Below are 20,863 nucleotides of genomic sequence, written 5' to 3'. Positions count from 1 at the left end.
TTTTAAAATATTGATTGAAATTTTACTATCGATAGAATTGCCAAACTCCATTTTTTCGTCCTATTATGTTCCTATAAGTGATGCGATCCCATTTGCTATTTTGACAAGTACGGATTAACGGAGATCCATCAGCTCGACGTAGATCATACAACCTTCCATTACCCACAAGAACTGCAGTAAATGATAAGGTGTCGATATTATCAAACTGCCAGATTTCTTTTTTAGAGTTCTTAAGAAGATCTTGTCTCAGTTCTTTATTTCTAATTGCTAGAGTTATTTCTGGATCAATAGTTGACATATCAGAATATATCGGATTCAACGCAGTAATGATTTCATCTAAGTTTTTTAGGTCTTTTAAGTCGTTATAGAAAGATTTTGCGAAAGAAATTGCTTCTTTATGACTTTCAGAATCAGATATGATATCAGTATCTAACCAAGACCAGTGAGGTTTCTTTTTTAATAATGTTACTTCTTTATGAACCGGAGAATTATCATTCTCTGTTCTAATTACTAACAAAGTTTCTCCTCCTACGCCATCTATCCAATCTCCTTCTGTATGTCTAACTAGTCGTACTACGGTAGTTCCTTTATTCGATGTCGGGTATACGGATAATTTGTTTTTTCCAGTTATCAGATTTAATTCAACCTGAATGTGCTTCATTTCAGAATCACCTCCAGATGAAAGATATCCAATCGGAATATCATTTAGACGTATCTCTGCAGCAGCGCCTTCTCCAGAACCTTCAACATAGAAAACCTTATTTTGATATTTTTTGTCCAAGGTGGCAGTTGATTTTATATATGTATTAGTGTTCTCATATGGAGAGTTGTCAAATCCATAAAGAATAATACTAGCCGAAATAAGGAGAATAAATTTATAGGTTCTGAGTTGTAATTTCATGACTAAGAAATATGCTAATCTTTTATTTCTATAAACTTTTCTTGATCGATTGCGTCTTCTGGAAATATTGGAGCAGGTTCATAATGTCCACTGATGGTAGAAAGTACTTCTCCAGTTTCTTTATCTATTTCTTCTTTAGAGAAGCTTCCTCCTTCATATGGATCTCGTGAAGAAAAATCTACAACATATTGTTGTTCTTCTTCATAAATAATCGTTTGTGAATAACGTATTCCTTTATTAAAAATATCCGTGTTTGTTTTATTTGGATTTAATAGGAAATTAATGACTTTTAGGTGTTCTGACGTTGGTTTATAGAAGGTGGTGTTTGCGCTACCGTTACTAACTGTGCCTTTAGAAGCATTTCTTGAAGGTAACTCTACAAGGATATCAGAATAGTAGCTACTATTTTTTGGAAGGTATAATACATTATAGCCAAATTCTATCAATATTCTTTGATCACTTGCTTTTATAGTAATGAAATGAAAGTCTTCTTTTTTGATTTTTGATGTTTCTAATTCATTTAATTTTTTCAGTGCTTGCTTAATAATATAGTCCTTTCCTAATTCTACTAGTCGTTTTACTTCTTCATTTGGTTTCATGTTTTGGGAATACGTCATTTGTATGGATAGTAATATTAGAAAAAGGACTAATTTCATCTTTTTGGAACTTTTTGTAATGATTATCTAAAATAATTTTCTGGTGTGATCATAAGGCTTAGAAATATACTGCTATTTCATAAAGCAAATGACCTGATTTCATCAAGTGTTAACTATATCTAATGTCAAAGAATGTATTGACTTCCATCAGGTCATTGTCATCTAGAAACTAATAACCCTAGAAATCTATATCATCTCCTGCACCTGCGGTAGCAAATTCTGCATTATATTTTTCCATCAGTTCTCCCATTTTCATTGCCATACGAGTATCTGTAGCCATTTTTGTAGACCATTGTGCTCCAACAGAACTCCAGTCAGTAACATTAAGCCCGTATTCATTAAGTATAGAAGCAGCATCTTTTCCTTGTGCTGCACCCATATTTTGATGGCACATGATTTTTATATAAAGTTCAAAATCCTCAGAAACTTTTTCTAATGCACTTCCGTTTGTTTTAGTATTTGTTTCAGATGTCTCATTAGTTTCTACTATAGCAAACTTACCAATATTAGAATTCAAAAATGCATCGCTATATACCTTTGAGATAGCAAATGTAGTATCTTGAGACATTCTTGCGGTCCACTCTGCAGAAACTTCATCCCATATAGGTTTTTCTGTTCCTACAACTTTTAGTACCTCTTCTGAATCCATACCTCCCGCAATTTTTGAATTTGCAGCAGCCCAGGTTTCCATATCAATTCCGTTTATTGGATCTAATAAACCTCCTTCTGAGGCGGCCTCGATATGTGAGTCCATTTGTGCATCAAGTTTTACTTTTTGTTCTTTTAAAAAGTCATCCGCAGCATCAAAGGCTTTTCCTTCTGCTTTTTCTATTTTTATAAGAACTGACGCTACATGATCCTCGGAAGAAAAGTGTTGATTATTTTTAAATCCATATCGCTGTGCAACAACTTCAAAATTTTCACTATTTTTAATTTCATTTAATATATTTCTTGCGCTATCGGAATCTGTGTTTAAAACTTCTGGAAAACCTAGCGTTTGTAAACAAGCGTTAAGTTTCCTTTCTTGTCCATTAGCGAACTGATTAAGATCCACCCATCCTCCAGTAGTTCCATCATTTTTTTTGTCATAGCATAACCAAGGCTCTATATGTCCAATAAGATCAGGGTTTATGTCTGGCCAACTAAAATCTGCAGCATCTTGTACAGTGTAATCATAATCAACTTCTGATGAGGATTGTTTATTTTTTATACCTAATGCTATTGCTTTTTGACCTTGTTCTGTTTTATCGTGATCTGTGAATTTGTGTATGTTACTCATTTTATTAAATTTTGTGATTAGTTTTTTATTAAAATTGAGATAAGATCTCCTGTTTTTTTTGTTTGTATTCTTGCTCGTCAATAAATTCTGCTTCAAACATTTGTTTTAGTTTTTGCAATTTTTGCATGGGATCATTTGGGTTTGATTGTGATGGTGGAGCAGTATTTTGTTGTTGATTCTGCTCATTTATCATATTACCCATCATTTGCCCCATCCCGAGACCAGCACCCATTTGCATACCTAGGTTTCCTCCACCTTCATTTTTAGCCATGTTTTTAAGTGCTTCGAGTTGCTGGTAATCTTGGTAGCTTACTCCAAGTTCCTTCATTGCCTGTGCCTCAGCACTCATATCAGAGATTCTACCAATTCTGGTTTTTGTTTCTTGATCAAAACTGGTTCCTTCTATTCTAAAGTCTAAGAGTTCGAAACCTAACTCATTAAAGATATTTCTACATGAATTTTTAGAAAACTCAGCAATTTCATTTCGATGTTTATCGATATCCACATAGCTAAAAGATGCTTTGGCAAGAAAATCACTGATAGGTTGCGTGATTCTTGATAAGATTACTTTTTGTATAGCTTTAACAGGGTAGTAGTCATCACCAGCAATCACATTGATGAAAAAATCAACAGCTTTAGTTATTCTAAATGAGAAATTTCCAAATGCGCCCAAACCAACAGGGAAATTATATACAGGATCTTTATAGGTTATTGGAGAAGGTGTACCCCAACGTATATTTTGCATTTCTGCTTTTCGGTAAAAATAGATGCCTACTTTATGCGCAGATTCAAATTTATACATAAGATTTTTTATGGTAGTCCAAAATGGGATATTACCTGTTTTAAGATCATAAAGCCCCTCTTTTTCAAAAAAGCCTTCGACTTTACCTTCGTATACAAAAAGACATCCTTGCCCTGGTCCGACAATAAGTTTTGAAGCATTTTTAATCTCATCTCCGCTTTGTGTCCACTTTTCAAAAAGTATATCAGATTTTGGATTATTCCATTCAATAACTGAGCGTAGTTGATTACTAAAAGAGTTTGACATGTTTTTTGTTTTTGAATTATATATAATCGATTAGAAATGACATTTTTGCCGAGAGATCTTTTTCATACCTATCTTGATAATCAGGAATGATTTCTATCCTTTTTTTTAGAAAAGTTTCGGTGTATTTTCGATATTGAGTGATTAATTCGTCTTTACTAATTATATCTCGATCGCTTAGGTAGTTTTGAAACTTAAGATCTTCGTAAGTTAGGTGATGTTTAAGCGCTGCTGCTTGTCCTAATGCATCAACAGCAAAATGTTCTATGTTTCTTGCTTTGGTTCCTGGTTCGAAGGTGTTTACAGTTTGACAATAATCACAGGTGCTATAATAAGATCTGAAAAAATTGTTTTTTACAGGAAGTTTCGCCTGACATTGAGTACACGAAAAATCTTCTGATAATGTTTCTTTTACAGATGACAATAGTTTTTTTGCAGCTTTTTCAAAAATTCGTACTTCATATGATTTTAGCTCTTGATTTAAATCGTGCTGTAGTTGAAACCCTTTATTTCGTTCATTGATAAATTTAGTTGAACCATATTCTAAATCTGAATCTAAAAATGTTTGTTCTACTTTATCAAACCAGGTATCATCTATTTTTGATATCAAATCAGATGCCTGCGAGTATATTCCTTGCCATGCATTTTGAAATGTGATAGTTTCAAAATCTGTAGCTTCAAATAGTAATGGTAATGCTTTTTCTGTTTTACTAAGTACTTCGTGAAATCTATCTTTTATTTTTAAAAGAAAAGTATCCCATCTGTTTTGCGTAGAAATAAAAGACATTATCTGAATTTGTTAGGTTTTAATAAAATTGATTGTCGCAGAAATCACAGTATTTAAGATTTGTATCGCTAGGTCTCGCTGCACCACAACTTTTACAGCTTTTAGTCTCAAGACCTGTTTTTGTTTCTTCATATTTTTTGGTTGAAGAAATAGCATTACCTAATATGTCATCAAGAACACTTTTTTTTTCTTTTTGTTTTTTTCCTGCGTCGTCCTGCATACCGTCAGTAATTTAGTTGAGGTTATTTTTAGAAAGAATGAGTGAAAGAAGGTTATTCTTATGTTTTTTAAACATAAGAATAACCTTCTAAGTTTTGATTGTTAGCAATATGTTACTTGCTAAGTCCTGCTTTTAGGTCTTTAATGGTTTTAGCCATTACTACACCTGGTAATTTTACAGGAGCCGCAACTTCCGCTAAGAATGTACCTTTTACTTCTCCAGTTTTATAGGTAGTAAACCCAATACGGTATAATCCAACAGTTAATGCTTTTAAAGGATCATTAACATCACTTTTGTATCTTAACAAAGAGTTGTAAGAACTACCACTTGGTTGTTTTGGCATTTCACCACTATCATCATTTCTTTCTAAGATCGTCCAGTTTGCACCGTCTACAGCATCTTGACTGATGTTAGCAGTACTGATAATGTCAGATCTTTCTAAAGTGATATATGTGTCAAAATAATCTGCAGATTTTGCATTTTTAGTATATGCTTCAGATTTAATTGCCTTTTTTACTTTAGCTTTACCTACAGGAGACATCATTCTTACTCCAAGTTCTGGCGCTACAGCAGGAACCCATACATAAATATAATAGAACTTTTTTCCATCTTTTACTTCATCCTCATTTCCCGGAGCAGCATATCCAAGATAGGATACAACATCAGTGTAAGGTACTTTTATTGTTTTTGGACCTATTTTTTTCTCAATGGAGCTTCCGAATTTTTTTAACTTCTGAGCTTGTAAAGTGGTTGTAGTTCCAAGAACAATAATGCTTAATAGAAATAAAATTTTTGTTTTCATAATGTAATAATTTGTGTAATTTAAATTTGTTTAATTAGTAAGTAATGGTAACACTGCGATCAGTGTAATTAGTAATAAAAAGATAATTATACCTGTAAAATGATACCAAGGAATTTTGATTCTGTTTTTTTCAAAATTTTCAAAACTGGTAATTAGTTTTTCGTTGTTGAATTCTTGTTTTTCAAAAGCTCCTTTGCAGTGACTACATACAGAGTACACTTTTTTCCATAGTGGGAAGAACGGAATCCAGAATACGTGAAAGTATTTTCGATACCCTTGGATCCACATTTGATTTTCTGTTTTACAAAAAGGGCAACAACCTCCATCAAGCTTCGCTGGATGAATTGTAGAAGAACTTGTTCCGAAGATTATCATGGTACGAGTATAAGTTTGATATTTATTTTTATGAATTTTGGTTGTTCAGAATTGAGGAGAGAATGATATCTCTAAACACGATGTTCTCTCCCCATTCTTCAACTAACTAACATATTATGTAAAGAAAAGGAATGATGCCACGATCATCCATCCGCCAACGATTAATCCAAAAACTCCCAGTTTTCCTTGTTTAGGAGCTAGCTTTGCTCTTAATTCGTTTGCTTTTTCTTTTGCAGCTTCATTTTTGGATAAAAAGAATTTATTGATAAGTCCAAAACCTAACATAAATCCAAGCACTGCAGAAATGATATTACCTGCTAATAAAGTTACCCACCAAATTGGATATGTGGTAAGCCATCCTAGATTTAAGATTGCCGAAATAATTCCCCAAACACCCCAGAAACAGAATACGAGACCAATCCATCCTTGGTAAGGTTCTATTTTTTCTAAAAGTTCTTTTGCGTTTGGTTTTTTTGAAAGCAATAATGATGGTACTGCTAAAATGCTTAATAAAATTAATGAGATTCCCCAGATCATATCTTTATGGTTTTATAGGGTTAGTATTAGTTTAATGCTGTACGTTTTGATATTTTGTTTATCAATAACTACAGTACAAAGATGTGATTTATATAAGCCGAAAGTAACACAGTTTCTGGTGAAAATGAGTACCCTGAAAACAGGGATGTCATGTTTTTTTAAGTACAGATATGAAGAAAAAATGATGTAAAATGATTTCGATAGTGAATACACCATTATAATCACCAATACTCTAAATATAAGTTGGTGAATACTACTTTGAATAAAATAAAGAATAGTAAACAAGTGGCTTAACCACTTGTTTTAAAGGAAGATTAATGTTCTACGTAATTCATTTTTATAGCATACTTAGTGAGTCCTGCTAAATTTCTTACGTTAAGTTTGGCAATTAAATTCTTTCGGTAACTTTCAATGGTATGTTTACTTAAGAATAGTTTGTCTGCAATTTCCTGAGTAGTAAATTCTTGAGCAATCAATGTAATAACATCAATTTCTCGTTGTGTTAGTTTTATTTCTTCATCTTTCTTTTTGGAAAACTTATTTTCCATATAAATATCTTTTATCTCACGTGAAAAATACTTTTCTCCACTTAATATAGTCTGTATGGCTTTTAGAAGTTCTTCTTTCTCAGCATTTTTTGGCACATAACCATCTACGTCATGTTCGATAAGATTATCAATCATATCAGGGTTGTTATGCATACTTACGACCAATGTTTTAATATTAGAACTTCGCTTCTTCACAATTTTATTAAGAGCGATTCCATCCATTTCTGGCATGGTTATATCTGTGATGATCAAATCTATTTTTTCATCAGGATTGATCTCTAAGTATTTAGCTATGTGTTTGCCGTTTTTTGCTGTTAAAAGAATATTATAATCATTTTCAGAATTTAGGATACTTAGTAATCCATCTAAAAACATTTTATGGTCATCAGCTATAATTAGGTTGTACTTCATCTGTGGTTGTTGTTAAGCTGGTTATTGCTATATTAATTATTGTACCTCTTTTTATTCTAGAATCGATATCTATTGTTCCGTCAATCTTGTCTAATCTACTTCTTATATTTCTGAATCCAATACCTTCGGTATTTTTATTTACATCAAAACCTACCCCATCATCTTCAAAAAGAATATTCAATTCATTGTCTAATAAGTTAATTTGAAGCGAAATAGACGATGCTTTCGCATGCTTAATACTATTAGTTACTAATTCTTGTATGATTTTAAAAGTTTCCACTTGTAAAGTTTCTTCTAAGAGATCGACTCTTCTTCTTGGGTACACACTAAACCCCGTTTTTAGATTGCTTGCTCCTCCAATATTACTAAAATATTCTTCGAGTACATCAGAAAAATTGTTTTTACTAAACTTTTTAGGAATTAAGTTGTGAGAAAGATCACGAACTAATTCATAAGTATCATCAATTTGAGTATTAACAGCTTTTAATGTGCTTTGGTTTTTTTGATCAGAGTTGTTCAATTGAAGTTTAATAGCAGCAAGATTTCCGCCGATACTATCATGTAATTCTTGAGCTATACGTTTTCTTTCTTTATCTTGTCCTTCTACGGAAGCTTTAATTACTTTTAATTCTTGATCCTTTAATAAGGACGAAATTTTTGTTTCGTTTATTTCTTTTTGTTTTTGATTAAGTTCACTTTGTACTCTGATTTTTTGATAATAAGTAACTAATAAACCAATTACTGGAACTAGTAGTATTAAAAAAGAATATAGTATGATATTTTTAAAAACTTTTTGTTTGGCAGTTTCGTCTTGTTGGATTTTTAATTGCGCATCATTAAGTTCTTGGTTTTTCTTTAGGATGATGTTGTCTTTTAGCGTTTTTTCAGTTTCATTCTGAAAAGACAAAAGTTTATTTTCATTTTCTTTTCTTACAATTTCATTTTCTTTTTTTTCTATCTCTTGTTCCAGTTTTAAATTTCTGATTGCTTCTTCTCGATTTGCGAGTTCTAAGCTCCTATTGGTGTTCTCAACTTGTAAAAATTTTATTTCTTTTTCTTTTTGTAGTGTATTAAACTTTACTTCTAATTCTCGAACCTCACTATCTTTCTGAAGCTCTCTAACAGAATCTTTTATTTTGTTTTTTTTCTTATAAAAAAGATATGCATCCTTATAATTTTCTTGAGCTTTTGAAGTTTCTTCTAAATGGTTGTATATGGTGATTTGTTTGTCTAGAAAACCTAACTCTTCGGAAAATAATAATGATTCCTGATATGCTTTTTTCGCTTCTTCATACTTCCCTTTGTCCTGAAAGACCAAACCAATGTTATTCATTGCATCAAGTGTTGGTCTGTGATATTTTTTTTTCTTACCTAAAATAAGTGCCTTGTTATAGTAAGCTAATGCTTCTTTGTAGTTTTTTAGAAGATGATATTGAGCTCCTATGTTTTGTAATATTACTACCTGATTTCTAGAACCATTATCATTCTTAAAATATTCAAGAGTTTTCTTTAAATAAGAAAGGGCTAATTCATAATTGTTAGAATATGAGTAAGCAGTTGCTAAGCTTATATAAACTGTGAAAGTAAATTTTTCATTTTTTTTAAATTCCAAACAGGATTCTAAAAGTTCAATAGCATAATCATAATTCTTTAAACGTATATATATAGACGCTAAATTGTGTATTTTTCTATAATATATTTCTTTAGAATTATATTTACGTGCTATTTCAATACCTTTAAGTTGCCATTTCTTACTTTCTTCTAATAAACTTTTATCACCATAGGCATTAGCAATAATATTGTAGGCAGAAGATAGGTTTAGCATTGATAATGAATCTTTTTGTTTTCCTAGTAACTTTATGATGTTTTTTCCATAAAACAATGCAGAATCGGCCAAGTTTCTGTCATTGTGATATATACCAATAATAATATTAGCGTAGATTTTATTTTTTTTATGTCTCGTTTTTTTTAATAAACGATGAGATGTATTGTAGGCGTCTATTTCTTTTTCTGTTCCAAGAAGTTTATAAGCTTCATCAAGATATTTTCTCTCATCAGAATAGGAATTCAATCTTTTTTTAGAAATGGATATGTTTCTCCCATCAATCTGCCCTAGAATACTCAAAGAAAATAATAGTAGTACTAGTGTAATACTGTTTTTTAGATAAGATAATATATGGTAGTTGACTAACTTCATTTTTACTTTAATTATTCTGGGGAGAATATTTTTCTATTTCATTATGATAAATAACTTTTAAAGTTAAAATTATGTTGAAATATCTGTTTTACGATGTTTTATACTTTAGATAGTCAAAGATATTAATTTCAAAAACCATGAATATCCCTGAAAACAGGGATCTTTAGATCTCTATTTTAGGGTTATTTGTAGAGAAGATATTGAGCTCTTATTTTTTTAAATTTTTCTAGACCTTCTGTCCAAGTCTTTTTTATTTCACGAGCAGTATAACCTTGTTCTATTTGTTGTTGTAGTTTTTTTGTTCCTGCATGTATAGTAAATGATTTAGAGTTAAAAAAACCATCTTTATTTTGAGAGTTGTTATAAGCGTTAAGAATCCATTGTATATTAATGCTACTTAATCTTTCAGTTTTTCTAAGATCTTTTCCGTAACAAACTTCTCCTTTGTGTTTAGGATACTTGGCCCCAAAATTAGGTTGTGGCGTGTAAGCAAAATCGTATTGATCTATTGGGAAATCTGGAGATCCGAAAATCTGAAATTGCATTTCTGTACCTCGTCCAGCATTAATCGTAGTACCTTCGAAAAAACCGAGACTGGGATATAGATTTATCGATCTATCATTTGGCAAGTTTGGGGAAGGTCGTATTGCTAAACTATAGTATGTTTCGTGCGTGTAATTTTTGACAGGGATAATCTGGATTTCGCATTTTAGGTTATTTCCTAACCAGCCTTCTCCATTTACCATTTTTGCATATTCTCCTATCGTCATCCCGTGAACTAATGGAATTGGATGAACTCCCACAAAACTACTATGTTCTATTTCTAAGGTAGGTCCATCTATATAATGCCCATTTGGATTAGGACGATCCAGAACTAATAAAGGAATATTATTTTCGGCACAAGCTTGCATTACATAATGTAATGTAGAAATATAGGTATAAAACCGTGCTCCAACATCTTGAATATCAAAAACTACAATATCAATATCAGAAAGCGATTCACTGGATGGTTTTTTATTCTTACCATGCAATGATACGATCTGTAATCCTGTTTTGATATCTTTTTCATCAGCAACTAGTTCTCCTGCATCTGCTTTTCCTCTAAAACCATGTTCAGGGGCAAATACTTTTTGGATATTAATGTTTTGAGACAATAAAGAATCTACTAGATGTGTATATTGTTCTAAAGTATTCGGATTAATTTTTTCTCTTTGCAATAATGGGTCAAGATTAGGGAACTTAAAAATTACAGAAGTCTGATTACCGACAATTGCTACTTTTTTATTTTGTAACATCGGTAGGTATAATTCAGTTTGATTTGCTCCAGTAATAACAGGTTCTAAAACATTTAAAGAGTCTTGTTGTTGGTTTTCTGAAATAACACTTTGTTGATTTATTTTAGGCTTTTCAGTAGCAGAAGTTGTCTGAGATGATGTTTTTGTTCCGCTTCCGCAAGAAATAAGCAGCGTGAAAAAGAATAAAAACGTATTTTTGAATGCATTTCTTATAAAAACCATAAGTAACCTTGAATTTCGAATATTTTATTGCCAAACGCCTTATCAAAGGTAAGGAACATAAAAGTAGCATATCATCAGCAATCATAAAAATCGCCATTTTGGCTATAACCGTTGGTATGGTTATGATGTTGATAACTGTAGCTACTGGTATAGGGTTACAACGCAAAATTAGAGAAAAAGTTGCCGCATTTAATGGTCATGTTATTATTACTAGTTATGATAATAATAACAGTTTAGAATCTATGATTCCTATTAAAAAGGATCAACACTTTTATCCCAATTTTACGGATGTAACTGGAATTAAACATGTTCAGGGATATGCTACTAAAGGAGGACTCATTAGAACTGAAGATGATTTTGAAGGGATAGTAGTTAAAGGAGTAGGGGCAGATTATAATTGGTCATATTTTGAAGAGTATCTAGTAGAAGGAATATTACCTGATTTTACAGATCCTCGAAATAATCAGATACTGATATCAGCATATACTGCGTCTAGACTAGGATTAGGATTAGGAGATAATGCTAATACTGTTTTTTTAAAGAAAAACTCTAGCTCTAATATACCTGCTAATATTCGAGCATTTAAAATAGTTGGGATTTATGATTCTGGTTTCTTAGAGTTTGATGAGAAATTTATTTTTGCGGATATTAGGCATATTCAGAAAATGAATAAATGGAATGAAGATCAGGTGGGTGGTTTCGAGGTGTTTATTGATGACTTTGATGAGATTGATAAAAAAGGGAGACAGATTTATGAAAATATCCCTTCTGATTTAGAAGCAGTAACAATTACTTTAAAGTATGGAAGTATTTTTGAATGGTTAAAACTGTTTGATCTCAATATTATCGGTATTATTAGTATAATTATATTAGTAGCAGGGATCAATATGATTACGGCATTACTTGTTTTAATTTTAGAAAGAACCCCTATGATTGGTATTCTGAAATCATTAGGCACAAATGATTGGAGTATCCGAAAAATATTTTTATATAATGCTGGATATTTGATATTGATTGGTTTGCTTTGGGGGAATATTATAGGGATAGGCTTGTTATTTGTTCAGAAATATTATGGTATAATTGGCCTTAATCCAGCTACATATTATGTGAGTACAGCACCGATTTATATTGATATAGGATATATAATTCTACTTAATGTAGGAACTATGTTATTATGTCTTGTAATGCTGCTCATACCATCCTATGTAATCGCTAAAATATCACCTTCTAAAGCGATTAGGTTTCAGTAGTTTGAATTAGTGCATCTTCCTCTTACTTAATAGCTTTGTATTCGTATCTTTGCAGCGCATAAAAAAACAATTAAAGAGACTCTAATAAATTAGTAAGCTTGTGAAGTACGCAAATAATATTTTGGAAACCATTGGGGATACACCTATGGTAAAAATGAATGCTCTGGTAAAAGATGTCGAAGCCTTAGTGTTAGCTAAATATGAGACATTTAATCCTGGGAATTCTGTGAAAGACCGAATGGCTTTAAAGATGATTGAAGATGCCGAAGCAGATGGAAGATTGAAGCCTGGAGGTACAATTATTGAAGGAACCTCGGGAAATACTGGAATGGGACTTGCTCTTGTCGCAATTGTAAAAGGATATAAGTTAATCTGTGTTATGGCAGATAAACAGTCTAAAGAAAAGATGGATATTCTGCGTGCTGTTGGAGCTAAGGTGATGGTATGTCCAACAAATGTGGAGCCAGATGATCCTAGATCTTATTATTCTGTTTCTAAAAGATTGGCAGAAGAAACTCCTAATTCTTGGTATGTTAATCAATATGATAACCCTTCTAACGCAAAGGCTCATTATGAAAGTACTGGTCCAGAAATATGGGAACAAACCGAAGGAAAAATAACTCACTTTATAGTTGGAGTTGGAACAGGAGGAACAATTTCTGGCGTAGGTAAATATTTAAAAGAGAAAAACCCAAATGTTAAAATCTGGGGTATAGATACTTATGGTTCAGTGTTTAAAAAGTATCACGAAACCGGAATATTTGATGAAAATGAGGTGTACTCTTATATCACTGAAGGTATTGGTGAAGATATCTTGCCAGAAAATGTAAACTTTTCTATTATAGATGGATTTACGAAAGTGACCGATAAAGACGCTGCAGTGTATACGCAGAGACTTGCTAAAGAAGAAGGGATGTTTCTTGGTAATAGTGCAGGAGCTGCTATTAAAGGATTATTGCAATTAAAAGATCATTTTAAAAAGGATGATGTAGTTGTTGTGTTATTTCATGATCACGGTAGTAGATATGTAGGGAAGATGTTTAATGATGATTGGATGAGAGAACGCGGGTTTCTTGAAGAAGAAGTTTCTACTGCAGTAGATCTGGTGAAAAATCATGAAGAAAAGCCTTTGGTAACGGTAAAAACAGAGGAATTAGTTTCTCATGCAATAGAACGTATGCGTAAATTTCAAATTTCGCAAATACCTGTTTTAGATAGTGAAGGTTTTGTAGGTTCAGTAGATGAAAGTGCTTTGTTTTCTGCATTTTTGGATGATAAAAACACTGCGGATACTCCAATCAGAGAAATTATGAATGACCCTTTCCCAATTGTAGAAGCAAATACATCACTAGATGAGATATCAAGTTTAATCAAAAATGGTAATCCTGCTGTTCTAGTTGCACTGGAGAATGGAAAGCATCATATCATTACAAAATATGATGTTATAAGTCATATAAAATAAATTATTTATATTTATATCATATAAGGTATCCCCTTTATTAGTATTTAAACTGATTTAGGGGTTGTTTTTATACCAAAATCAGAACTTCTTTATTTTTGTGCGCAACTTTATGTGAAAAAATCAATCTATAAAGAAAAGATTCGTATAAAATCGTGGATTTATGCAAAAATATTCATTCGACTTTTCTGATATAGATATATTGAGGACCTATTTTAGATCCCAATTGGATCCTGATGGAACTACGGATAGAATTTATTTTCCTCCAGAAATTGGAAAAGGGTACCTTAGTTATTACAAAATATCTCCAGAAGTTTTTCTTTTTATCAATAACTATAAAGCCTACGTTGATATCGAATATGTGCGAGAGCCTATTGGAGAAAAAGATATTATCTTACATTTTAGGAAATACTCATTAGATCATCAGATAGAGAAAAATGAAATAATAAGTTCATATTCTGATGGATATACTCCGGGAAATATGAGGTGCATGGATGCTCAACAAGGAGAAAGAGTTTATATAAGCAAAGGTGCAGAGGTTAAATCTATTATGATTGTATTGAAAAGTAAATATACAAAACCTTATTTCCTGAAAAATAGTAATATGGCTGATAAGGTAGATCAGTACATTAGATACTCACATCAACATATTAATAAGTTTTACCTTTCATATAAACAATCCCTTTTATTTGATCAAATAGTATCTCCTGATATTAAAAAAGTTGAAAATTATTTGTTTTTTATTGCTAGAGGAATCCGTTTATTAGAAACATTCTGGAAAGATGTTTTAATGTGGGAGACAGAGAGTAACCCATTTAATATCAATAGTGCTCAGGTAGGTAACATTTATAAGGTTAGTAGTTATTTAGAGCATAACCTCCACGAACCATTTGTTGGAGTGGATTATCTAGCATCGATGGCTCATATGAGTCGAACTAACTTCTTTAATATGTTTAAAGAGATTCACGATCAAACACCTTTGGAATTTTTTAATAATAAAAAACTAGAAAGTTCTTATAATATGATATTTACAGAAGGGTTATCTATTAAAGAAGTGATGGATAATCTTAATTATTCGAATTCATCGAAATTTAAAAAAGCATTCTTCAATAAATTTGATGTTTACCCTGATATACAAATTCGATAAGTTTTAATGTGTGTAAAATAAAGATGGTCGTCAAAAATGACAACCATCTATAACCTAACACAAACTCAACTAAGCTTAGGATTTTATAATCTTTATATATGTTTTTTTGAAATTATCTTCCCTATTTCGTGAACAAAGAAAAGAAATGATAGTGTTGTAATAATTTCCATTAATACATAAAATCTTACCAATAGTACATTTTTGCCATATTTAAGTCTTTTTTAAGAAAAAAAGAGGTTAAACCGTACTATTTGTAAGTAAATAGTGTGGTTTTTTAAGGTTTTTTTTAGTTTTTGGATGAAGATATTCTGTAATTGATTTCTAATCAATCCTTAAGGTGACTTATTTGATATGCTAAAGTATTCATGAAACAGCTCATTTTGTTAACATAAGATACTCATACTACTGGATGTTTTGATAGTTTTTTTAGCTAATACTATCTATGACATTGATAAATGTGCTTGGTTCAGGCCGGACTCTATAGTTATCAGTTAGATCAGCAAAGATAATGGTGTGGTTAGAATCTGTAATGATGACTGTTGGTAAAACAGTATCACTTTCATAACCAAATACCTGAAGCCCCATTGGCAATCCATTCTTTGCTAAAATCTTTATTTTCTTAGCTGCTTTGTTTTTGTAATCTTGTAAGAAATGAAAGTTTAGTCCATATTTTTCTGCTAAGGATTTAGAGTGCTTATGAGGTTGAGGACTGATTAATACAATATTTACTTTTCTTTTTTCTAATTCTTTATATTGAGATGCTATTTCATTGATTTGCATCATGCAAAGAGGACACCAATTTCCTCGATAAAATAAATATATGGTTGGGTTTCCGTGAAATTCATTAGTTGTAACTTCATTTTTATTAATATCTAGAAATTCCAGTTTTGGAAATTTGAATCCCTTTTTTAGTATTACATTTTCGGAGCGATTACTAAAAATAGAATACCATTTTAGATATAAAACCCAACCTAAAAATAAACCTAAGCTCGGTAAGATTCTATTAATATTACTTTCTTTAAAACCACCAAACCATAAGCTAATTAAAAGCCCTATTATAATTGGTGTCGTATAGACTTTTAAATTCTCATCTGTTCGAGCAACAGGTTTTAAAAAGAGTAAAACAAAAAATAGTGTAATGCTTAAAGCAATTAAAATTTGTCCAAAGTATATTGGAGCTGATAATCCATGCGCTATAATAGATGTAGTACTCATTATAGTATAATAAAGCCCTATCAACGGTAAAAATGCAATAAAAACTGATTTTAGTATGCTGTTCATGAAATTGTTTTCTAAGTAGTCTTTATAGTATAAACTCACTTACAATAAAAGAATAAAAATTATCACGACTAAAGAAAGTGTATGATATTCTTTTTAAAAATAAATACTTATTAGGTAACATTTTACCATTTAAGGACACATCAAAGTATGTGAACAATTTATTTTGTTTATATGTATTGCGATAATCTTAAATAGTGATTGTTTATGAATGAAGACTTTCTGCATTATATATGGAAATACAAGAAAATCAATTTTTCAAATTTAAAAACTACCAATCAACAATCTGTCATACTTCTGCGGATTGGAGATCATAATCAATTGAATTCAGGCCCTGATTTCTTTAATGCACAATTGATAATTAATGATCAGAAATGGGCTGGAAATGTAGAGATTCATATAAAGTCAAGTGATTGGTATGTACATCATCATGAGACTAATTTTGCATATGATAATGTTATATTACACGTAGTGTGGGAAGATGATATTGATGTTTTTAGAAGAGATAATTCTCGGATACCTACCTTACAACTTAAAGATTACGTGGATACCTCTTTACTTATTCAGTATCAAAAGATTTTTCAGAATAAAACAGTTAGTTGGATTCAATGTGAAAAGCAGCTTTCTGAAGTACCTAGTTTTACAATTTCTAATTGGCAAGAAAGATTATATATAGAACGATTAGAACATAAATCATCATTAATTAGAGAGTTATTAAAACAATCTTCAAATGATTGGGAAGCTGTACTTTTTAAATTATTAGCAAAGAATTTTGGGTTAAAGGTTAATGGCGATGCATTTTTGAGTGTTGCTAATTCTTTCGATTTCTCGTGCTTTAGAAAATGTAGTATAAATATTGAGCAATTAGAGGCTTTGCTTTATGGACAAGCAAATTTACTAGATATAAACTCTGAAACTCCATATGTTTTAAAGCTTTTAAAACAATATGATTTTTTAAAAATTAAATTTGAATTAAAAAATAAGGGAGTGATTCCATTTCAGTTTTTTAGATTGAGACCTCCTAATTTCCCAACAATTCGAATATCTCAATTTGCAAGTCTTTATATTAAAAATAAACAACTCTTTAGAGAAGTCATTGAAACGAATAATCTTGAGAAATTTTATAAACTATTCGATGTAAGTGCTAGCGAGTTCTGGAAAACACATTATACTTTTGATAAGAAGTCTACTGCGAGAGATAAAAAAATGACAAAGTCATTTGTGCATTTGATCTTGATAAATACTATTATCCCTTTGAAATTTTTATATGCCAAGGATCTTGGGAAAGACATAGAAGAAGAAATATTTGGATTAATGTCACAATTACCTTGCGAAAAAAATAGTATTACTAATCGTTTTATTGATTTAGGAATAGGAATGGATGATGCCTTACATTCGCAATCTATGATCGAACTTAAAAATAATTATTGTAATCAAAAAGCTTGTTTAAAATGTTCGATAGGTAATTATTTATTGAATAGAGAGGGTAGTTTAGGATAATATAATTATTTTGCATTATGCTATATAATCTTAGACATTTTTTGGAGCGTAATGGGTTTTATGTGTCCAGTAGGCTTGCAGATAGGTTAGGAATGCGTGCTAAAAATGTACGCTTATTTTTTATTTATTTAACCTTTGCTACAGCGGGCTTAGGTTTTGTGATTTATCTTAATATGGCTTTTTGGTTAAAATTAAAGGATTTGGTATATACTAAAAGAACTTCAGTTTTTGATTTATAAATATGTTAAAGCGATTTGGGTCTAAAATATATATAGCCTTAGCTTTGCTAATAACTGTTGTTGCAGTAGGGGTAATAGGTTTTCGATTTTTTTCTGAGTATTCTTGGATAGATGCCTTATATATGACCGTTATTACAATGTCTACTGTAGGGTTTGGAGAAGTAGAACCGTTAGATGATAATGCAAAGTTATTTACGGTCTTTTTAATAACAACAAGCGCAATAATTTTAGGATATTCTTTATCGGTAATTACAGAATATATCGTAGGGAAAAGTGATCCTCAAAGAGTACAACATAGAAAACTGCAAAAAATGATAAATAAATTAGAAAATCATATCATTATTGTTGGCTACGGCCGAAATGGTAAACAAGCTGCAGATAAGCTATTGGCATACAATAAGCCTTTTATTATTATAGAAAATGATAAAACAGTGATTGAGAAATATCAAAGCGATGAGCTTTTTTTTCTCGAAGGAAACGCTACTGAGGATAACGTACTAATAGATGCTAAAATCAAAGATGCTTTTTGTTTAATATGCACCTTACCAGAAGATGCGGATAATTTGTTTATTGTTTTATCTGCAAGACAGATTAATAAGAATCTTAAAATTATTAGTAGGGCATCACAGGATGCTTCCTATAAAAAGATAAGATTAGCAGGAGCTGATAATGTAATTATGCCAGATAGGATAGGAGGAGATCATATGGCTTCTTTGGTAGTGGTGCCAGATTTAATTGAGTTTTTAGACAATTTATCAATTGTGGGTAAGAGATCTATAAATATAGAAGAAGTTTCTTTCGAAGATTTATTTGATGATCAACAAGAGAGAACCATTCGTGAAATAGCCATGAGATCAAGAACAGGATGTACTATAATTGGATATAAGTCTCCAGAAGGAGAGTATATAGTAAATCCTGAAGCAGATACTATTTTAAAACCAAGATCTAAAGTTGTTGTGCTAGGAAGACCTGAACAGGTAAACCAATTGAATAAAGAGTTTAATATTTAGATTAGCACAAAAGATTTAATCGTTAAATTATTGTAAACAATGGTTTTTTTTAGCATCTTGCTCACTTCTAAAAAACTAAATTCAATTAACTCACACATTATGAAGAGAATTCTTCTTTCAATTTTAGCTCTCACAATTCCATTTATAACATTCGCACAAGAGACCACAGAAAAAGGTCTGGATCAAAAAATAGATGAAGCCTTTCAACCAATTTCTAATTTTTTCTCAAAAGTTATCTTTTTTGAAGTTTTTGCGGGCGCTCCGTTCGTAATTATATTATTGGTTCTAAGTGCAATTTTCTTTACAATATATTTTGGCTTTCCTAATATTAGATATTTTGCAAAAGCAATTAATGTGGTACGTGGAAAATATGACGACGTGGAAGGTCACAGTTTGGGAGACCCTGATGCTGGGGTAGACGGAGATATTCCAGATACTATAAGAGATGAGAGTAAAGAAGGAGAAGTTTCGCATTTCCAAGCATTAGCTACAGCAGTTTCGGGAACTGTTGGTAATGGTAATATAGCTGGTGTTGCTTTGGCAATTGCTTTAGGAGGACCTGGAGCTACATTTTGGATGATTATTTGTGGGCTTTTAGGAATGTCTACTAAGTTTGTGGAATGTACACTGGGAGTGCAGTATAGAGATGTTGGAGAAGATGGAACTGTTTATGGAGGTCCAATGTATTACTTAAGTAAAGGTCTTAAAGAAAGAGGTTTTGCTACATTAGGTAAAATTGCAGCAGTAATTTTTGCAATATTTTGTATTGGAGGATCTTTCGGTGGAGGAAACGCGGCACAGTCTAATCAAGCAACAATAGTTTTAAAAGAACTTATGGGGTTAGAGAGCGCTGGTGCTGGAACTGTTATTGGTGTTATATTAGCAATCCTTGTGGGAATTATTATTATTGGAGGAATTAAGAGAATTGCTTCGGTTACGGAAAAAGTGGTTCCTTTAATGGCAGTGATGTACATTTTAGCTTGTTTGTATATAATCTTTAGTAACTTTTCATTTATTGATGATGCTCTTGGTATGATTATTACTGAAGCATTTAATCCGAAAGCGATTGGTGTAGGAGGTTTTATAGGAGTTTTATTAGTTGGTTTTAAAAGAGCAGCATTTTCAAATGAGGCTGGGGCAGGATCAGCATCGATTGCACACTCTGCTGTAAAAACTAAATATTCTGCTTCAGAAGGTCTTGTGGCTTTGTTAGAGCCTTTTATTGACACAGTAGTGATATGTACAATGACTGCTTTAGTAATTATTATTTTTAACTCTGGAGGAGCGTTTCAATATGGAGGAGATGGTAGTGGTGCTGTTTTGATTGATGGAGTATCATATGAAGGAGCTGGAATTACTGCACAAGCGTTTGGAAAGTTTATACCATACTCTAATATATTTTTAACGATAGCGGTAGTTTTATTTGCAGTTTCTACAATGATATCTTGGTCTTACTATGGATTACAATCTTGGAAGTTTTTATTCGGTAGAGGTAAAGCAGCGGATTTAGTTTATAAACTTTTATTCTTAACTTTTGTAGTTATAGGTGCAGCAGCAAGTATGGGTTCTATTTGGGCATTCTCAGATGCGATGATTTTTGCAATGGTATTTCCTAATATGGTAGGGCTGTTTTTCCTTTTCCCTGTAGTTAAAAAGCAACTTGCTAGATATTTTGAAGCAATAAAGGCTTCTAAATAATTCTTAA

20 protein-coding genes are annotated in these 20,863 nt (G+C 31.4%); 7 read left to right on the top strand and 13 right to left on the bottom strand.

The window, feature by feature from the left end; all coding sequences use genetic code 11:
- Positions 1-25: 25 nt before the first annotated feature.
- The 12 genes from BMY33_RS21200 to BMY33_RS21145 form a co-directional block, all read right to left on the bottom strand.
- Positions 26-901, bottom strand: a complete 876-nt coding sequence (locus tag BMY33_RS21200) for a hypothetical protein (protein WP_091412245.1) — start codon at positions 899-901, stop codon at positions 26-28.
- Positions 902-915: 14 nt separating this feature from the next.
- Positions 916-1,557: a hypothetical protein gene (locus tag BMY33_RS21195; RefSeq protein ID WP_139195715.1), complete on the bottom strand. Its 642-nt coding sequence runs from the start codon at positions 1,555-1,557 to the stop codon at positions 916-918.
- A gap of 178 nt (positions 1,558-1,735) precedes the next feature.
- Complete coding sequence (locus BMY33_RS21190) at positions 1,736-2,836, bottom strand: DUF6620 family protein (RefSeq protein ID WP_091412241.1); 1,101 nt, start codon at positions 2,834-2,836, stop codon at positions 1,736-1,738.
- Between the two features lie 28 nt (positions 2,837-2,864).
- Entirely contained in the window at positions 2,865-3,884 is a 1,020-nt protein-coding gene (locus BMY33_RS21185) for an SPFH domain-containing protein (RefSeq protein WP_091412239.1), read from the bottom strand.
- A gap of 16 nt (positions 3,885-3,900) precedes the next feature.
- The gene (locus BMY33_RS21180; protein WP_091412237.1) at positions 3,901-4,668 is read right to left on the bottom strand and encodes a hypothetical protein; all 768 of its coding nucleotides are present in this window, start codon (positions 4,666-4,668) and stop codon (positions 3,901-3,903) included.
- A gap of 19 nt (positions 4,669-4,687) precedes the next feature.
- Positions 4,688-4,888, bottom strand: a complete 201-nt coding sequence (locus tag BMY33_RS21175) for a hypothetical protein (RefSeq protein ID WP_091412235.1) — start codon at positions 4,886-4,888, stop codon at positions 4,688-4,690.
- A gap of 112 nt (positions 4,889-5,000) precedes the next feature.
- Positions 5,001-5,690 carry a Lipl32 family lipoprotein gene (locus BMY33_RS21170; RefSeq protein WP_091412233.1) on the bottom strand — a complete coding sequence of 230 codons (690 nt, stop codon included), beginning with the start codon at positions 5,688-5,690 and terminating at the stop codon, positions 5,001-5,003.
- A gap of 30 nt (positions 5,691-5,720) precedes the next feature.
- Complete coding sequence (locus tag BMY33_RS21165; protein WP_091412231.1) at positions 5,721-6,065, bottom strand: zinc-ribbon domain-containing protein; 345 nt, start codon at positions 6,063-6,065, stop codon at positions 5,721-5,723.
- A gap of 114 nt (positions 6,066-6,179) precedes the next feature.
- Entirely contained in the window at positions 6,180-6,602 is a 423-nt protein-coding gene (locus BMY33_RS21160) for a hypothetical protein (protein ID WP_027393777.1), read from the bottom strand.
- Positions 6,603-6,916: 314 nt separating this feature from the next.
- Positions 6,917-7,561 (bottom strand): response regulator transcription factor, encoded by a 645-nt coding sequence (locus BMY33_RS21155; RefSeq protein WP_091412229.1) that lies wholly within the window; start codon positions 7,559-7,561, stop codon positions 6,917-6,919.
- A complete protein-coding gene (locus tag BMY33_RS21150) occupies positions 7,536-9,758 on the bottom strand; it encodes a tetratricopeptide repeat-containing sensor histidine kinase (protein ID WP_091412227.1) in 2,223 nt (740 codons plus the stop codon). The genes BMY33_RS21155 and BMY33_RS21150 overlap by 26 nt, the downstream gene beginning before the upstream one ends.
- Before the next feature lie 182 nt (positions 9,759-9,940).
- Positions 9,941-11,275: an exo-beta-N-acetylmuramidase NamZ family protein gene (locus BMY33_RS21145; RefSeq protein WP_091412225.1), complete on the bottom strand. Its 1,335-nt coding sequence runs from the start codon at positions 11,273-11,275 to the stop codon at positions 9,941-9,943.
- Between the two features lie 8 nt (positions 11,276-11,283).
- On the opposite strand from BMY33_RS21145, the gene BMY33_RS21140 reads away from it, so the two are divergent.
- The 3 genes from BMY33_RS21140 to BMY33_RS21130 all read left to right on the top strand — a co-directional run bounded on the left by BMY33_RS21140 (position 11,284) and on the right by BMY33_RS21130 (position 15,131).
- Positions 11,284-12,525 (top strand): ABC transporter permease, encoded by a 1,242-nt coding sequence (locus BMY33_RS21140; RefSeq protein ID WP_091412223.1) that lies wholly within the window; start codon positions 11,284-11,286, stop codon positions 12,523-12,525.
- A 100-nt stretch (positions 12,526-12,625) separates the two neighbouring features.
- Positions 12,626-13,987 (top strand): pyridoxal-phosphate dependent enzyme, encoded by a 1,362-nt coding sequence (locus tag BMY33_RS21135; RefSeq protein WP_091412222.1) that lies wholly within the window; start codon positions 12,626-12,628, stop codon positions 13,985-13,987.
- Positions 13,988-14,147: 160 nt separating this feature from the next.
- Positions 14,148-15,131: a helix-turn-helix domain-containing protein gene (locus BMY33_RS21130; RefSeq protein ID WP_091412220.1), complete on the top strand. Its 984-nt coding sequence runs from the start codon at positions 14,148-14,150 to the stop codon at positions 15,129-15,131.
- A 426-nt stretch (positions 15,132-15,557) separates the two neighbouring features.
- Here BMY33_RS21130 and BMY33_RS21125 read toward each other — a convergent pair whose 3' ends face one another.
- On the bottom strand, positions 15,558-16,412 hold the full coding sequence (locus tag BMY33_RS21125) for a redoxin domain-containing protein (protein ID WP_091412218.1): 855 nt from the start codon (positions 16,410-16,412) through the stop codon (positions 15,558-15,560).
- A 204-nt stretch (positions 16,413-16,616) separates the two neighbouring features.
- Between BMY33_RS21125 and BMY33_RS21120 the strand changes: the two genes are divergently transcribed.
- The 4 genes from BMY33_RS21120 to BMY33_RS21105 all read left to right on the top strand — a co-directional run bounded on the left by BMY33_RS21120 (position 16,617) and on the right by BMY33_RS21105 (position 20,856).
- On the top strand, positions 16,617-17,909 hold the full coding sequence (locus tag BMY33_RS21120) for a DUF2851 family protein (protein WP_091412217.1): 1,293 nt from the start codon (positions 16,617-16,619) through the stop codon (positions 17,907-17,909).
- A 17-nt stretch (positions 17,910-17,926) separates the two neighbouring features.
- Positions 17,927-18,148 carry a PspC family transcriptional regulator gene (locus BMY33_RS21115; protein ID WP_035085698.1) on the top strand — a complete coding sequence of 74 codons (222 nt, stop codon included), beginning with the start codon at positions 17,927-17,929 and terminating at the stop codon, positions 18,146-18,148.
- Positions 18,149-18,150: 2 nt separating this feature from the next.
- The gene (locus tag BMY33_RS21110) at positions 18,151-19,158 is read left to right on the top strand and encodes a potassium channel family protein (RefSeq protein ID WP_091412215.1); all 1,008 of its coding nucleotides are present in this window, start codon (positions 18,151-18,153) and stop codon (positions 19,156-19,158) included.
- Positions 19,159-19,257: 99 nt separating this feature from the next.
- Positions 19,258-20,856, top strand: coding sequence for an alanine/glycine:cation symporter family protein (locus BMY33_RS21105; protein ID WP_091412213.1), 1,599 nt, complete (start codon positions 19,258-19,260; stop codon positions 20,854-20,856).
- The last annotated feature ends 7 nt before the right edge of the window (positions 20,857-20,863 follow it).

Source organism: Aquimarina amphilecti (genome assembly GCF_900109375.1).
Taxonomy (GTDB): domain Bacteria; phylum Bacteroidota; class Bacteroidia; order Flavobacteriales; family Flavobacteriaceae; genus Aquimarina; species Aquimarina amphilecti.
This window is presented reverse-complemented; position numbering and strand designations above follow the sequence as displayed.

Coding starts and splice junctions, on each gene's coding strand:
- BMY33_RS21200 (WP_091412245.1), bottom strand. CDS start 901: ATGAAATTACAACTCAGAACCTATAAATTTATTCTCCTTATTTCGGCT.
- BMY33_RS21195 (WP_139195715.1), bottom strand. CDS start 1,557: ATGAAATTAGTCCTTTTTCTAATATTACTATCCATACAAATGACGTAT.
- BMY33_RS21190 (WP_091412241.1), bottom strand. CDS start 2,836: ATGAGTAACATACACAAATTCACAGATCACGATAAAACAGAACAAGGT.
- BMY33_RS21185 (WP_091412239.1), bottom strand. CDS start 3,884: ATGTCAAACTCTTTTAGTAATCAACTACGCTCAGTTATTGAATGGAAT.
- BMY33_RS21180 (WP_091412237.1), bottom strand. CDS start 4,668: ATGTCTTTTATTTCTACGCAAAACAGATGGGATACTTTTCTTTTAAAA.
- BMY33_RS21175 (WP_091412235.1), bottom strand. CDS start 4,888: ATGCAGGACGACGCAGGAAAAAAACAAAAAGAAAAAAAAAGTGTTCTT.
- BMY33_RS21170 (WP_091412233.1), bottom strand. CDS start 5,690: ATGAAAACAAAAATTTTATTTCTATTAAGCATTATTGTTCTTGGAACT.
- BMY33_RS21165 (WP_091412231.1), bottom strand. CDS start 6,065: ATGATAATCTTCGGAACAAGTTCTTCTACAATTCATCCAGCGAAGCTT.
- BMY33_RS21160 (WP_027393777.1), bottom strand. CDS start 6,602: ATGATCTGGGGAATCTCATTAATTTTATTAAGCATTTTAGCAGTACCA.
- BMY33_RS21155 (WP_091412229.1), bottom strand. CDS start 7,561: ATGAAGTACAACCTAATTATAGCTGATGACCATAAAATGTTTTTAGAT.
- BMY33_RS21150 (WP_091412227.1), bottom strand. CDS start 9,758: ATGAAGTTAGTCAACTACCATATATTATCTTATCTAAAAAACAGTATT.
- BMY33_RS21145 (WP_091412225.1), bottom strand. CDS start 11,275: ATGGTTTTTATAAGAAATGCATTCAAAAATACGTTTTTATTCTTTTTC.
- BMY33_RS21130 (WP_091412220.1), top strand. CDS start 14,148: ATGCAAAAATATTCATTCGACTTTTCTGATATAGATATATTGAGGACC.
- BMY33_RS21125 (WP_091412218.1), bottom strand. CDS start 16,412: ATGAACAGCATACTAAAATCAGTTTTTATTGCATTTTTACCGTTGATA.
- BMY33_RS21120 (WP_091412217.1), top strand. CDS start 16,617: ATGAATGAAGACTTTCTGCATTATATATGGAAATACAAGAAAATCAAT.
- BMY33_RS21115 (WP_035085698.1), top strand. CDS start 17,927: ATGCTATATAATCTTAGACATTTTTTGGAGCGTAATGGGTTTTATGTG.
- BMY33_RS21110 (WP_091412215.1), top strand. CDS start 18,151: ATGTTAAAGCGATTTGGGTCTAAAATATATATAGCCTTAGCTTTGCTA.
- BMY33_RS21105 (WP_091412213.1), top strand. CDS start 19,258: ATGAAGAGAATTCTTCTTTCAATTTTAGCTCTCACAATTCCATTTATA.